A 15,842-nucleotide genomic window follows, 5' to 3' on the forward strand; every position below is an offset into this window, starting at 1 on the left:
GTGCTTTAATCGTTGCTCAATTATTGAGGAACTTTACATGATTAAATTTTATTTTCACCATACTCCTAACCCAATGAAGGTTGCGCTCTTTTTAGAAGAAACAGGCTTACCGTTTGAACTTGTTCCTCTTGATACTTTAAAAGGTGAGCAACATACACCTGAATTTAAAGCAATTAATCCAAACGCTAAAGCGCCAGCAATTGTTGATGGTGAAACGCGTGTGTTCGATTCGAATGCTATTTTAATGTACCTTTCTGAAAAGTATGGGAAGCTTGAAGGCAAGGGCGAGGACCGCGCTGAAATGCTGTCGTGGTTAATGTTTATCGCATCGGGTTTAGGTCCGTATTCAGGGCAAAGTGTTCACTTTAAACACATGGCGCCAGAAGGGCTTGATTACGCGGTTAATCGCTATTTACGTGAAGCGCAGCGCCATTACGAAGTACTTGATACTCACCTTGAAGGTCGTGACTTTATAGTAGGTGATACATATACCATTGCTGATGTATCTGCATGGGGTTGGATTGATAAAGCACCGGTTGTATTAGGTGAAGAGGGTTTAGCACCGTACCCAAATCTTAAGCGTTGGTTTGAAAGCATTGATAGCCGCCCAGCGGTTGCACGTGCACGCGCAATTGGTACTGATATAGCCTTTAAAAAAGAGTTTGATGAAGATGCTAAAAAAGCGTTTTTTCCTTCAAACTACCCAAAAGTATAAAAAGTAATTAATACTAAACAGCAGATCAGTTAGCTGATCTGCTGTTTAGTATTTTATTGCTGTGTGAGCGGTTCTTTATTTTCGTCTGACTCAAACAAGCTAACTTCTTGTGTATGCTGCTTTACGCTATTTCTTTTTAGGGCGATGTATAAATCTGAGTGAATATATATACCTTCTTTTCCTGACTTCATTCCTGCAATATCAAACCACGAAAGTAACTGACGTTTTCTACCTGCAAGCTCAAGCCTTATATCGCGCTTTTTAAATATAACGTCGAGATCTGCAAGCATGGCCATTACACTTAAATCTAAATGAGTAAAGCAGGGCACAGCGTCAATTATTACACATTGAGTGTCGTCTTTTTGCCTTGCATATTGCTCAAGTAATCTGCGTTTAAAGTAGCTGGCATTAAAGTAAGTTAAAGGTGAATTAAAGCGATAGATAAACACGCCTTGCACTGCTTTTGCTTTATCTGTGGCGTCTAAACTTCTTACTACACCGTTAACATCTACGCCGAGAATATTGTCGGTTGGGCGCATAACAGTGCGAATAAATTGAAATAACCCCAGTAATACAGCAAGTGTGATCCCTGGTATAACGCCAATAAATAACACCGCAAGTAAGGTGGCTGAGGCGAGATAAAATGCCTGTTTGTCTTTTCGTTTTAATTGCCAAACAGCTTTTAAATCGAGTAAGTGTACAGAGGCAATAATAAGTACAATACCTAGCGCTGCGCTTGGAATAAATTCAAGTGGGGCTGTTAAAAATACAGCTATGAGCGCAATAATAGCTGCTGCTATTATTGATACTAACTGCGTTTTACCACCTGTTGCATCGTTAACAGCGGTGCGTGAGTCGGCGCCACTGACTGCAAAACCTTGCGAAAGAGCTGACGCTATATTGGCAATACCCAACGCTCTAAATTCTTTATCGGCGTCTATGTCGTAGCCATTTTTAGCAGCAAAGCTGCGGGCAGTTAGCATCATACTAACAAAGCTCACGATGGCTAAGTTAAGTGCGGGTACCACCAGCTCACGAATAATCCCTAAATCAAAAACAGGGGTATTAAAAACGGGAAGCCCGCCAGTTACGGTGCCAATGGTTTTTATATCAAATTGTTTTAAATCGAAAATCCATACCAAAAGCGCACCAAAAGCTATGGCGAACATAGACGCAGGCCACGTGGGTCTTATGCGCTTCATGGCAAAGTAAACCGCTAGTGTGAACAAGGCCATTAATAAGGTGGGAACATGTGTTTGCGCTAAGTATGTGGGTACACCACCTAGGCGTTCAAGTAAGTAGCGCTCATCAAAGGTAAAACCGAATACTTTAGAAAATTGACCAACAATAATAGTGATGGCTACGCCGTTTAGTAAGCCCATTAAAATAGGTTTAGATAAAAAGTCGGCTAATACACCTAACTTAAATTTACTGGCTATAAAGCACCAAAAGCCGGTCATAGCGGTCATGGTGACAACAAGTTGCCAATGCTTAAAGCTGTCACCTGCAGCAAGAGGTGTTACTACAGCGGCAATAACGGCGCAGGTTGCGGCATCAGGGCCGACTATTAATTGTTTTGAAGTGCCGAAAAGTGCATATAGCATCATTGGCAGTATGCAAGAGTATAACCCTACGGCGGCGTTAACACCGGTTAGTTGTGCGTAAGCAATGGCAACAGGTAAAGCCACTGCTGCTACTGATAGCGCCGCCCTTACATCATCAGCAAACCATTGGCGTTCATAGTGCAGCAATGTATTTAAACCGGGCATAAAATTATATAAACGCGACAGCACTTTAGTTTTCCTGCTAATAGTTACAACGTTTTGATAGTAAATTTAATATTCAAATAAGTATAGCTAGGACGGCGGTTATTTTAATAAATTGCAGGTGATTATTTATCAAGATATTAAATTTATAATTTGGCAAAAAAGTGAAAATTGAATTTTCCTGAGGTGTCTTTTAATCAGCTTATGTGCGTAGTATTAATGTACTGATATTGAGCACCTCAGGAAATCACTAAATCTAAAATCTAGTTTTAAATTTTTTAAGATTATTTAGCACCACATGCCGGATATAACTCAAGCACCTCTGTTACTACTTGTCCAAATAAAGCTTGTTCTTGCTGTGTTAAATCTATAGCAGGAATAAATGGCATTGTGTCTGTTAATTCCGAGGTAATGATTTGATAAAAGGTCATCGCTGTAAGGACATTCCCAGCATAGGATGCATGATTACCGTCGGCACTATGAAGGTTTATACTAGGCATTATTTCTAATACTCGATTCCATACAAAGCCAACAGGCGCTATGCAGCTAGGTTGTTTTTGACTGATTGCTAAATGGAGGTCGTAAACCTGCTTTGCTTCTGCGGGATCCCCTTTTTGAGGATGCTCTGGAAATAAAATAGGTGTAATTTTATGCTCTTTTGCGTTCGAGATTAATCGCTCAGTTGCACTTGTAGGGTAGTCAGTCGAACCTGATTGTGAGTACTTTTGGCCTTGAAAAATTGCATGACTCCAGTTATCACTTTTTAATTTATCGACATTTGCATCTACTGCGACTATTTCATCTAAAAATCGACCACTGACAGTCGTTATTTTGACTGAAGTGCTAGGTAACTGGTTTGTAATAATTATTTCTAATAAGCCCCCTAACTGTGAACTATGGCTATTACCATAGATAATTATTTTGTAGTCACTTAAGGGACTGTTATTAATAACCGCTTTTGATTTTGGTATTTCAATGCTTTCAGCCTCTTTTGTTTTACTTCCCCCAGAGCCGCATGCTGTTAATAATAGTAATGATAATGTGATTGATATTGTTGTTATGTATTTTAGAGACATTGTTAATCCTTTTTTCGTACCAATTATAAGTACGGCTTTAGAATACTAGACATTTTATAACCAAGCTGCAAGGTTGCTGGTTTTTAGTGCAATGTATGGTGCTTAGTTTGTGCGCTAAAAGTGAAGTGCAGGAGGTTGATATTGTTTACGCGGTATCTAAATTTTAGTTTGGAGTATTATTCAATGATAATTTTATTGCTTTAAATAAATATTTAGTTATAAAAGTTGTGCGATGTTTTAACACAAGTGCCACTTTTTTATAGACGTAAAAAAGCCTGCATAAAAGCAGGCTTTAGTTTTTAGGGAAAATTAAAATTTTGCGCGAATACCAAAGCTGTAACGACGATCCGCTTCAGTGTACTTCCAAGCACCACCTAGTTCAGATAGATAGATTGAAGGTTCACCTGTTAAGTTGGTCGCATTACCTACTAAGGTCACGTTTTCGTTAATATCCCAGCTTGCAGAGAAGTCTAACTGGCCTCTGTCGTCACGGTAGTTATTACCGTAAACAGTACCTTCTGCTGAAATACTGCCGTCTGAGTTAATATTTTCTACACGTTTCTCGTTTTCAGTATCTAAGAAACTGTCACGGTAGTTATAAGCTAGACGAGTAGAGAAACCTTCGTATTCCCAAAATACTTGTAAGTTATACGTATTTTTAGAAATATCTAATAATGGGTTACCGTTTGGTTGCTCGCTGTCTGCGTATGTGTAGTTTGCGTTAATGCCTAAGCCAGAAAATGCACCAGGTAGGTCTGTAAAGAACTGTTGATAACCAACTTCAAAGCCTTGTACTGAGCCGTTTTCACCGTTTACATTTTTAACAGTATCGATACCCGTTAGTCCTGCGTCACGTAAGCCTGCTACATGGTTAAAGCCATCAGCATCTACTGGGAAGTCAGTTGCATCCGAGTAAACTAGGTTATCTTGTGAAACACCTGCAACGTCAAGCTGACATACTTGGTTCCATTGAGTTACGTTTTGACCTGTTGAAGTGCTTGATGCAGCTACACAGCTACTTTCGTTACTTAAGAAAGATTCAACATCTTTATAAAATACTGCGAAAGAAATTACGTTACCTTGGTCAAAGTAATGCTCTACAGATAAGTCGTATTGCGTTGCACGATATGGTTCTAAATCAATAGAGCCTTGCGTTGCACCTGTAATGTCGTTATTAACGTCAAATGCAGGGCTTAGTTCGCTAAAGTCAGCGCGGCGCATAACTTTTGCAGCAGCAAAGCGGAATAATGTTTCGTCTGAGTAGTTATACGTAACGTTTAAGCTTGGTAAAAAGTCGCTGTAATCATTGTCGCCAGTTACTTTTTCGCCATTAAGAAATACGCTTGATTCTAAATCTGTAGTCACATAACGACCACCCACAATCGCAGTGATGTTATCAAAGTCTAAGTACGCTGATATGTACACAGCAGCTGTATCTTCAACTACGTTACGGTATGCGCTTTCTTGGAACTCTTGGTTATCTGAAAGACTCCCTGTTGACGCTAGGTTAGTACCTGCAAGTAACTGCTGAAGTTGAGCGTAAGTATTTGCAGGGTTAGATAAACCGTTGTAGCTTAAAAATGTTAGTAGGTCATTTTGTCCCGAATGACCTAATTGGTCAAAAGAGTTGTCGTGGCTAACTGTTGTGAAGCTATTTGAAAAAGCAGCGTTGTAGTCATCAACCCATAAAGTAGCCAATGAACCATCTGAGTCGTTAAATGCATTTTTGTAAATGTCTTTAATTTCTACTTTGTATTGCTCATATTCGTAATCACGATTAGTAACACGTACACCTGCTTTTACTTTAGAGACCCAGCTTAAGCTGCTTACAGGTTCAAACATTTCAACATCAAAACGAATAGCTGTTTCGTCATTGTCTGTTCTTCTATCTTCGCTTTTAAATGTACGCAGTGCTAAGTTCTGTGGGTCAGTAAATGCATTTGGATCTGAATGAATGATGCTTGGTAATTTATTACCGTCTTGAGAGAATGCACCATCATATAAATGATTTGTTAGCTGAGTTCCGCCACTTGCTTCAAATGTTGATTTTTCGATTGGGCGAAGTGTAAATTCAGAATCAGGTCTTACGCTTTCTGATGATGCTACCGCAATTTCACCAGAGATTTTGATGCTGTCAGTAAGGTTCCACTCTGCACCAAGTGCATTTGAAAACGAGTCAGTTTCACGAAAGTCACTGTATGTTTTAGGAATACCAAATTCGTTTGTTAACGTGTAATTATTTACGCCGTTAGCATCTTGAGTTGTATTTGCATCTGTTGATAACGAACCTGCGACACCTAAAATAGAGTTACCAGCTTGTTCACCTGAGCGCTTTGTGCCGCTTAAATCAAGATACACCATGCCATTACCAGATTGTGGTGCCCATTGAAGAGATAAATTTACAGCAGTACGTTTACGTTGTTCTACATATTGCTCAACACTGTGCTCGTCTCGTACGATAGCGTTGCCACTTGGTGTATTACCTTCTTGGCCGTTAATATCAATGTCTTGAGGTTTAACACGGCTAGACGTTTCATCTTGGCGAATTTCACGATCTTGATACGAAAACATAGCAATGGCACCAAAGGTACCCATTTCGTCAAAGTCCCAGTTGTTACCAAGTGAACCACTAAAAATAGGTGCTACTTTTTCTGTTTTATCTGCGTATTCACCATCTAATGAAACTGCGCCAGTTAGTTTATCTAACTCTAATGGGCGAACTGTTTTTAAGCTAACCGTTCCGCCTAATGCGCCTTCAATCATATCGGCAGTAGGAGACTTAACTACTTCTACTGTTTTTAAGAAACTTGATGGGTAATCTTGTAAGCTAATACCGTCACGAGAGTCACCAATAGTAGAACGACCGTTTAATTCAACACGGTTTTGAGGTAAGCCACGAATCGAAACACTGTCACCCACACCAAAATCGGTATTAATAGATACACCAGTAATACGTTGCAATGCTTCTGCAATATTATTATCAGGTAACTTACCAATGTCTTCAGCAACAATTGCATCTACAATACGTCCGTCAGTACGCTTAAGCATAGCGGCGGCTTTCATACTACCTAGCATGCCTTTTACTTCAATTACTTCGATGTCTGCAGCTGCCGTTTCTGAAGCTGCCGGAGCCTCTTGCGCTGCAATATTTGAAGAAGCCATTAATAAAAGGGCTGCTGCACTGATTGTTGTAGAGCTACTTCTTTTATGTTTATTAATTAATGTTGAAGTAATTTGATTGAGTTTCATGTATCTCTCCCGTTTGGGTACGACTTACGTCATTGTGTGTGTTGTTACTTGGTTTGGTTAACCAATTTAACTGCTATTTCCCTGTAGTGTGTAATACAGGTGGTATGGTTGAAATTAGTCCAATTCAGCTTTTATTACAACCTTTGTTTACCAAAAATTCACAAAGTGTATTACAAAATGTTCTTTTATTTTGCTTATACTTAATAAATTTAATGGCTTATGATGTGTTTTTATTTTTAATATTTTGAATGAATTTTATTAAAGTATGTTTACCAAAGGCATTTTTTATATTATTTGTACAATTTAGTGCGGGTTTAGGTGCTATTTTGAGCTTTTGCGATGTAATTTTATACGTGTTTAGTTTGCTTTTTAAGTGATGTTAAAATAATGAGGTGTTCATTAAAGGTTGGGTATGGCTTATAAATTTGCGAAATAGTGAGGAGTATAAAATCATTCAATTTTATTTTGGTTATTTGTTTTGGTAATACCAATTTTCTATTGTTTTTATATGAATTTTGTATTAGAGCTTACTGATACATATCTATATATGATTATAAATAAATGGATTTTTACGCAAAAAAAAGCCCAGCATAATAATGCTGGGCTCTCTTACTTTAGATGTATTAGCTCTGTAATTCGCCTGTAGATGATTCTAAATGTGCTCGTATGAACCACTGAAATTGCTCTAAATCGGCTAGTTGGCTGGTGATCATATCTTCAGAGACCGGATCTAGCTCAGAAAGAGTCTCGATTGCTTTACGGTGATCGGCATTAACGCCGTTATATACTTTATCAAGCGCAGCCAAATGTTCGGTTACTAAACCTTTGCCTACAGAGTATTCGTCCCAAGTACGGCGATCTACAATTGATTTGGGTGTGCCAACAGGTACTGCACCAAGTGTCGCAATTCGCTCTGCAATTGTATCTGTCATTTCGCGTACAATGTCTACTTGCGGGTCTATCATTTCGTGTACGCCAATAAAATTTGGTCCCACTACGTTCCAGTGAATATGCTTTAAAGTAAGCTGTAAATCTATCAATGCAACCATGCGGTTATCTAGCGTAGCTATTGTTTTTTGAGCTGACTCGTCACTCATACCTGGCGCGGTAAATTTAGTTGTTTTGTTTGATTCGTTATTGTTACTCATAATTTCTCCTACTTAACTAATGTGTTGCTCATATAATGTGTTGCGTGATGAGCGTGACTTAAGCTTAATAAAGCAACTGCTATGCCGTAAGTTGATTTATTTAAAAAGTAATTTAAAAACATGTGGTTATATTTTAAATTAAGATTTTTAAGGCTGCAGAGGAGATTGGGTTTTTGAAAAGCCTGCATATATTTGTAAAATATGCAGACTTCGATTTAGTTACTCTTAGATGTATTTAAACGTTGGCTATATATTCGTGCGCTTTTAAAACATTGATCGGCACTATTTCTAATGATTTTTTATTTGTGGCTTCAAGTACCACCGGTGGGGCAACGTTTGCTGAAATAGCATGAAGCCATCTTAGCGCACACAAGCACCATTTATCACCGGCTTTTAAACCTTCGAAATCGTAAAGAGGGTTCGGGGTTATTAAATCGTTACCTTGTGATTTTGAAAACTGTAAAAACTCATCAGTCATAATTGCACACACACTGTGATTGCCAAGATCTGATTCTGGTACATAACAAAACCCTTCACGTGTGTAGCCACCATTACCGCAACATAGTTTTAAGCGTGTGCCGAGTACATTAAATTGATTCGCCATGAAATACCTTAATTTGTGGTGTTTAATAAATTTACTCTAACAGGAGTAACTCGCTTGAGATAGCTATAAAACTTAAAAGAGGGAAGGGCTACACAAACTTAAGCCCGCAGCAAATTGCGGGCTTAGTATTGTTTATTATTTAATACGCAGCGCCATACAATCGCTATGACCGTTTATGATCATGCTTTTATCAACACGCACGCCACCACCAGAGTATTTTCCGGCGGCTGTAAAACTACATATTTGTACAAAGTAATCATCTACTTTGGGCAGTGCAAATAGCTGTTGATATATTTGGTCTTGCTCGGCAAAGTGCCCCATTGTTTTTTCTATAACTTGCTGCTGCTCATCAACGAGTTGAATATTAGCGCCACAGCGTCCCACTATTGGTTTAACTACATATCCGGTTTGTAATAACTCGTCGTTAAGCTCAAACGCGGTATTAAGTAAATACTTATGATTAGGGAATAAGCTCCACAGTATTGGCAAAATAGCCTTGTTACTTGGAATTAATGTCCACAGCGGTTCAAACACCATGACATTTTTACGCAGTAATACATCGACTAAGCGCGGCGTTTCACCAGCTTTGAATTGTGGTTCAAAGTTATCACCTAATGATTGGTCGGCTTCACACTCTTCACGAATTTGATCAAGTGCGGTTTCCCACGACCACGTTTTCCATACGTAACTCAGTTGTGCGCCATCTGTATCTACTATGTTGCCTGACTCATTCCAGCGAAGTGTGCTTAAGCCAATTACTAACTTACATTCAAAGCCAGCGGCTTCAATAGCTTCTTTCATAAATAATGCGTGGTAATGTTCTTCTGGTTCATCATCTTGCAGAATATGAACAAGACCTTTTACTTCACTTTTACGCCATGCTTTTACGAGGTCTTTAAATAAATCTTGACCTGCATCTACACCTGTTTTAACACCAAAGTGTTTTGCCCATTTACCTTGAACCTTGCCGCTTTCCATATAACACGATGCCGAATCGCAATTGTATTCGTAAACTTTTAAACCTGCTGCTGTTAAGGCAAAGTCAAACCGGCTGGTAATTAATTGGTTCAAGCGGTTATCCCACGATTGGCGAATTTTATTAAGCACAACATCGGGTAAATTAAACTTTTTTAATAACTCAGGGTGCTGCAATACATAGTCGGTTGCATGCATAAATAAGCCATGCAGCTCATTTGTTGCATGCTCAATGCTTTGCTGCGCCGTTTGAGATATTGCAAAGTAATTATGCTGATCTTCATCTACTGATGTAAGTTTATGGCCTTGCATCATTTCTACGTAGGCAGCTTCATCGTCATTCGCAATATTTAACCATGACTTGTTTGCTTGGCCTGTATCTACTGCTTTATGGGCTTCTATAATAAATAAATCAGTGTTTAGCTCAGACGTTGGCTCAGCATATTCTGTTTCATCAGTTTGTGTCATCCAACCTAAAATAGTGGCGTCGCTGTAAGAGCACTCAATCCAATAGTCGCCATCTTTAGTTACTTTTGCTTTTAGTTCTCGGCACCAGTTTTGATTTGTTGGCCATATTTGATGTCCTACATTTTGCTCAGCAAGGCGTATTTTATCTTCATGCACTTCAACAACGACAGCAACATGGCCTGTTTCTTCAAACTCGCCGCCTTCTTCCCATATAAGTAAACTACCTACTTGAGGGTGATGTTTAGCACCATTTTTAAACGCGTTTAGTGGCAGTCTATTTTGGCTATTTACATCGCGTACTGAACGCAGCTCAAAAATATCGTAAGCCATGGCTATGTCATCAAAAATATAACCATGGTTGAGGTACATCCATCTACGGGCAAACTCAACGCATTGCCATTTATAGCCCATGTAAATACCGTCTAGGTAACTACGATAGGCGCTACGATTAGGATAAATGCTTTCGTCAGCCGTATCATAATCAGATGAGTAAACAGCAACATTACCAGGTGCATAACCTAATAAAGTACCAAAATCACTAACAGGAGCAGAAGATTTCATAAACAAAGATGTTAAAAATAAGGTGTGATAATTTGCTGACTATATGAGTCAAACTGCGTTATAGCAAGATATTACTGGGTATAATCTTTAATTAAATATTGGTGCTAAATAGGGCTTAAAATTATATTTTATTAATCCATCGTTTTAAAAGCAGTAGTTAAGAAATCCCTCCTTCAAAGTGCTTATACATGTAAAACTGAACCTATATTCGTACTTTGGTTAATTTTTTGTTAAACTATTGCGCTTGGTATAGCAAAACTAGCTAAAATTAGTTAAAAGTTTTTAAAACAGGAAAAATAATGGAAGACATAATAAACAACATTGATATTAATCAATATTTACCCGCTGCAATTACGTGGGCAACCAACATATTACTAGCAATTGCAATTTTACTTGCGGGCTTATGGTTAGCGGGCAAAGTACGCAATTTAATTATTGGCTTATGCCATAAATACACTCATCTTGATGACACGCTTTTTCGCTTTTTAGGCAGCATGGCTCGCTACATCATATTAGCGTTCGTTATTATTGCTGTGTTAAATCGCTTTGGTGTTCAAACAGCCTCTATTATTGCTTTGCTCGGTGCTGCGGGACTTGCTATAGGCTTGGCGTTACAAGGTGCAATGTCGAACCTTGCCGCAGGCGTTATGTTGCTAATATTTAGACCTTATAAAGTAAATGACTTTATTGAGGCTGCAGGGCGTTTTGGTAAAGTAACAGAAGTAGATATGTTTACTACTATTTTACAAACGTTCGATAACCAACAGGTTATTATACCAAATAGTCAAATTTGGGGCGCGCAAATTATAAACCATTCACATCATCCAATTCGTGGTGTTGATATGCATTTTGGTGTTGCTTACGGTGAAGATACAACGGCTGTACGTAAAGTTATAGATGCCGTACTTGCAGCGCACCCACACATATTAAAAGATCCAGCTCCTTTTGTTGAAGTAGAAACACTTAACAACAGCTCAGTAGACTTTTTAGTAAGGCCATTTTGTAAGGGCGAGCATTACTTCGATATTCTTTACACGGTGCCAGAGTTAATTAAAAAAGCACTTGATGAAAACAACATTGAAATACCTTTCCCACATCGTAAAGTTATTTTAGTTAACGAAAGCAAAGATTAATTAAATTTAAAAATGCATAAACCTAAGAGCACTTTTAAGTGCTCTTTTTTTGTGTGAAAAAGTTACATACCTGTGTAACCTTTTCTTTTATAAATCATCTCAAATACTACATTGTTATCTGTACAGCCCTTTTTTACTAGGTTGGATGGCTGGTCTTTATTTTGCATTTGCATAGTCGCTTTTAGCTTTAAAGCTCATAAAAACTATTGACCCATTAAATCAAACTGTATGAAGGACTAAACATGGCTGAATCATTTAAATACGCAGGTAATAAAGGGCATGGCGGTGAATTGCATCAAAAAGCGTCGGATGAACACCCTACCATGACCACCGCGCAGGGCTGCCCTGTAAGTGACGATCAAAATTCATTACGTGCTGGAAAGCGTGGCCCAGGATTATTAGAAGATCACATAATGCGCGAGAAGATCTTTCATTTTGATCATGAACGCATTCCTGAGCGTGTAGTGCACGCCAGAGGCTATGGTGCACACGGATATTTTGAAACTTACGACACGCTTGAAGATTTAACCTGTGCAGATATTTTTCAGCGAAAAGGTGAAAAAACCCCAGTATTTACTCGTTTCTCTACAGTTGCAGGTAATAAAGGGTCTCCAGATTTAGCACGTGATGTACGTGGTTTTGCGGTAAAATTTTATACCCAAGAAGGAAACTGGGATTTAGTCGGTAACAATATACCGGTATTCTTTATTCAAGATGCGATGAAGTTTCCAGACTTAGTTCATTCAGCTAAAGCCGAGCCTGATCGTGGCTTTCCACAAGCGCAAACCGCACACGATAACTTTTGGGATTTTGTGAGCTTATCGCCTGAGTCAATGCACATGGTTATGTGGGCAATGTCTGATAGAGCTATTCCACGCTCTTTACGCTTTATGGAAGGTTTTGGCGTTCATACCTTTAAATTTATTAATGCCAAAGGTGATGAAAAATTTGTTAAATTTCATTGGAAGCCAAAAGGCGGTATGCAATCGGTAGTATGGAACGAAGCTCTTAAGCTAAACGGTGCGGACCCTGATTTTCATCGCAGAGACATGTGGGAATCTATTGGCAACGGCGACTTCCCTGAGTGGGAACTAGGTGTACAGGTGTTTGATCAGCAATTTGCTGATGAATTTGAATTTGATGTTTTTGATGCCACCAAGCTTATACCTGAAGAGCAAGTACCAGTGCAAATTGTTGGTCGTATGGTGCTTGACCGTGTTGTAGACAACTTTTTTGCAGAAACAGAGCAAGTAGCATTTTGTACTCAAAACATTGTACCGGGGCTCGACTTTACACCTGACCCGCTACTGCAAGGTCGTAACTTTTCATACTTAGATACTCAAACCAAGCGTTTAGGTGGTCCTAACTTTACGCATATTCCGGTCAATGCGCCTAAATGTCCAATGCGTCATTTTCAGCAAGATGGCCACATGGCAATGCACAATCCAAAAGGGCGTGTTAATTATGAGCCAAACTCATGGAGCGCAGGCGAAAACAACCCGCGCGAATGCCCAGTACATGGCTTTAAAAGCTCAAAGGAACCTGAAGTAAGCGGCGGTGACAAACTGCGTTATCGCTCAGAAACATTCAGCGATCATTACAGTCAAGCTCGTCAATTTTATTTAAGTCAAACAGAGGTAGAGCAGGCGCATATTCAATCTGCGTACGTGTTTGAGCTGTCTAAAGTTGAGCATTTGCCAATACGAGAACGTTTGGTATCGCACTTGTTAAATATTGACGAAACCCTCGCAAATAAAGTTGCCGAAGGACTTGGCTTGCAAGAAATGCCAGACCAAGCTGAAGCAGCTATGCCAACTCGTAAAGACTTACCTGTATCTGATGCGTTAAGTATTTTGAAAAATGCGCCCAACACCTTCAAAGGCCGTAAATTAGGTATTTTAGTAAGTGATGGCTTTAATGCAGAAATTTTTGAATCGGTTACCAATGCACTTAAAAGTGAAGGTGCAAACTTTGAAATTATTGCCCCGCAAGTTGGCGGTGCTAAATGCAGTAAAGATAAGCACTTTAAAGCTGATCAGGTTATTAATGGTGGTCCATCGGTTTTATACGATGCGGTACTTGTACTCACCACCGAAGATGGAGCTGAAAAACTAGCTGCCATAGCAGAAGCTAAAGACTTTGTAAGTGATGCGTACGCACATATGAAATTTATAGGCTTTACAAATGAGGCTAAGCCTTTATTTAAAGCGGCAGGCCTTGATGGAAAAGTAGATAATGGTTGGATAGATTTAGAGGCACATTCAGGCGATAAATTTATAAATACATTACGTAATTTAAGATTCTGGAAACGTTAGTAAGCTCAATAATTAAAAAACCACAGCATGTAATTGTTGTGGTTTTTTTTAGCTCACCTAGTTAAGGTATTAGTTCAAGCCAACAATAAAAATTGGATATATTATGAAGCTTAATGGCGCTTGTCACTGTGGCAAAGTGGTATTTACGGTCAACTCAAAACACCCTTATCCTTACAATTTATGTTACTGCTCTATATGCCGTAAAACCGCAGGGAGCGGCGGGTTTGTTATTAATTTAAACGCGCAATACAGCACGCTTGAGGTTACAGGGCGTGAACACATAACTATTTATCATGCAAAAATAGGCGATAAAATTAGCCCTGCAGAGCGTCATTTTTGTAAGCATTGTAGTGCTAACTTGTGGTTATACGATGCACGTTGGCCTGAGCAAGTTCACCCCTTTGCTGGTGCAATAGATAGTGAGTTACCCATACCGCCAGAGCGCACTCATTTAATGCTTGGTAGTAAAGCAAATTGGGTAAATGCGCCCATTAATGAAGGTGACAAGCAATTTGAAGAATACCCTGATGAAAGTATTGCTGCTTGGCATAAGCGTTTAAACCTCGAAAAGTAACGCAATTTTTTGTATGAGCTAAGCTTAAATTTAGGGGCAATTAAGCGCATATTTAGTTTATTAAATATTAAAAATCACCGCGTAAGTAAAGGAGAATATTATGGCAGTCTCAGCAATACCAAAAGGGTTTCATTCAGTTACACCTTATTTAATTATGAATGACGCACAAAAAGCGATAGATTTTTATTGTGATGCATTTAGTGCTGAACACGTAATGCAGATGCCTTTACCTGATGGTGGAATAGCCCATGCAGAAATAATAATTGGTGATTCGCATATTATGCTTTCAGATAATGGTTCTGAAGAGCATTTAAAAAGTCCAAAAGAGCTCGGTGGTACAGCGCTAAGCCTTATGCTTTATGTTGAAGATGTTGATACCGTATTTAAAAAAGCAATTGAGCTTGGTGCAACAGAAATAAGACCCGTACATGATCAGTTTTATGGTGATAGGACCGGCACGCTACAAGACCCATTTGGTCATATATGGATCATTGGTACACACAAAGAAGATGTTAGTGACGAAGAGTTAAATAATCGAATCGGGAATATAACAAATCAAGAGCAAGACGCATAACTCGCATGCTAATTAGATTTATGTAGCTTTCTAATTACCTTGATGGCCTCAATGGTAGGCTTATGGCTTATGGCTTATGGCTTTTGCTTCAGCTCATCTAGGTTTTGCCCTGTTATCGAAACCGTTTTCTTACCTAAAAGTAGCTCACTTAATTAAGCGAATTGGTATAGATTACTAGTTAAATTTTAGGCATAAAAAAACCTCAGCCAATAATTAGCTGAGGTTCAAAAAGTGGTACCAGCGGCCGGACTCGAACCGGCACTCCTTTCGGAAGGGGATTTTGAATCCCCCATGTCTACCAATTTCATCACGCTGGCATAATTTTTCTTTAATCTTTTAAGCATAAAAAGATAAAGAAAAACCACTTAAAATAAAAAGGATACTTATATACCTCTTATTCTGTATCCGCATTATACAAACAAAAGAGGGGGCGGCAAGCCTTTTCTTTTATTTGCATAAACAACTGGTTGATAATTAATCGTTTATAGCAAGGAGACTCCATCGGTAAATTTTTTAAGTCTTTTTGGGCTGATATATAAAGCGAATATTTTGGGTTATGAGTGCTATTAAACTGTTATGCGATTGAATAAATAAGCAATTGAACTATTGATAATAGTGAATCGTATTATAATAATTCTTCCTGCTTTATGCCGATTTTGCGTTTAATTCAGGTATTATTTGTAC

General features: G+C 38.7%; 11 protein-coding genes and 1 tRNA gene. 5 read left to right on the forward strand and 7 right to left on the reverse strand.

From position 1 onward, the window contains the following. Positions 1-37: 37 nt before the first annotated feature. Complete coding sequence (locus tag FFU37_RS02035; RefSeq protein ID WP_138488587.1) at positions 38-715, forward strand: glutathione S-transferase family protein; 678 nt, start codon at positions 38-40, stop codon at positions 713-715. 53 nt (positions 716-768) lie between these two features. On the opposite strand, the gene FFU37_RS02040 is transcribed toward FFU37_RS02035, so the two are convergent. From FFU37_RS02040 to gss, 6 genes are all read right to left on the reverse strand, one after another. Next, a complete protein-coding gene (locus FFU37_RS02040; protein WP_138488588.1) occupies positions 769-2,508 on the reverse strand; it encodes a SulP family inorganic anion transporter in 1,740 nt (579 codons plus the stop codon). 257 nt (positions 2,509-2,765) lie between these two features. Then, the gene (locus tag FFU37_RS02045) at positions 2,766-3,557 is read right to left on the reverse strand and encodes an HAD family hydrolase (RefSeq protein WP_138488589.1); all 792 of its coding nucleotides are present in this window, start codon (positions 3,555-3,557) and stop codon (positions 2,766-2,768) included. A 309-nt stretch (positions 3,558-3,866) separates the two neighbouring features. Further along, the gene (locus FFU37_RS02050; protein WP_138488590.1) at positions 3,867-6,806 is read right to left on the reverse strand and encodes a TonB-dependent receptor; all 2,940 of its coding nucleotides are present in this window, start codon (positions 6,804-6,806) and stop codon (positions 3,867-3,869) included. 623 nt (positions 6,807-7,429) lie between these two features. Then, positions 7,430-7,954 carry a DNA starvation/stationary phase protection protein Dps gene (dps, locus tag FFU37_RS02055; protein WP_024595435.1) on the reverse strand — a complete coding sequence of 175 codons (525 nt, stop codon included), beginning with the start codon at positions 7,952-7,954 and terminating at the stop codon, positions 7,430-7,432. Between the two features lie 235 nt (positions 7,955-8,189). Then, positions 8,190-8,558 (reverse strand): DUF2237 family protein, encoded by a 369-nt coding sequence (locus FFU37_RS02060; RefSeq protein WP_138488591.1) that lies wholly within the window; start codon positions 8,556-8,558, stop codon positions 8,190-8,192. A gap of 135 nt (positions 8,559-8,693) precedes the next feature. Further along, a complete protein-coding gene (gene gss / locus FFU37_RS02065) occupies positions 8,694-10,562 on the reverse strand; it encodes a bifunctional glutathionylspermidine amidase/synthase (RefSeq protein WP_138488592.1) in 1,869 nt (622 codons plus the stop codon). A 299-nt stretch (positions 10,563-10,861) separates the two neighbouring features. On the opposite strand from gss, the gene FFU37_RS02070 reads away from it, so the two are divergent. From FFU37_RS02070 to FFU37_RS02085, 4 genes are all read left to right on the forward strand, one after another. After that, positions 10,862-11,695: a mechanosensitive ion channel family protein gene (locus tag FFU37_RS02070; RefSeq protein WP_024590253.1), complete on the forward strand. Its 834-nt coding sequence runs from the start codon at positions 10,862-10,864 to the stop codon at positions 11,693-11,695. 242 nt (positions 11,696-11,937) lie between these two features. Further along, positions 11,938-14,010, forward strand: coding sequence for a catalase (locus FFU37_RS02075; protein WP_138488593.1), 2,073 nt, complete (start codon positions 11,938-11,940; stop codon positions 14,008-14,010). 103 nt (positions 14,011-14,113) lie between these two features. Beyond that, positions 14,114-14,584, forward strand: a complete 471-nt coding sequence (locus tag FFU37_RS02080; RefSeq protein WP_058154198.1) for a GFA family protein — start codon at positions 14,114-14,116, stop codon at positions 14,582-14,584. A gap of 100 nt (positions 14,585-14,684) precedes the next feature. Then, positions 14,685-15,158 carry a VOC family protein gene (locus FFU37_RS02085; RefSeq protein WP_010553103.1) on the forward strand — a complete coding sequence of 158 codons (474 nt, stop codon included), beginning with the start codon at positions 14,685-14,687 and terminating at the stop codon, positions 15,156-15,158. A 232-nt stretch (positions 15,159-15,390) separates the two neighbouring features. Here FFU37_RS02085 and FFU37_RS02090 read toward each other — a convergent pair. Further along, positions 15,391-15,475 (reverse strand) — tRNA-Leu (locus FFU37_RS02090). Positions 15,476-15,842 lie beyond the last annotated feature (367 nt).

This window comes from Pseudoalteromonas distincta (assembly GCF_005877035.1).
Taxonomy (GTDB): domain Bacteria; phylum Pseudomonadota; class Gammaproteobacteria; order Enterobacterales; family Alteromonadaceae; genus Pseudoalteromonas; species Pseudoalteromonas distincta.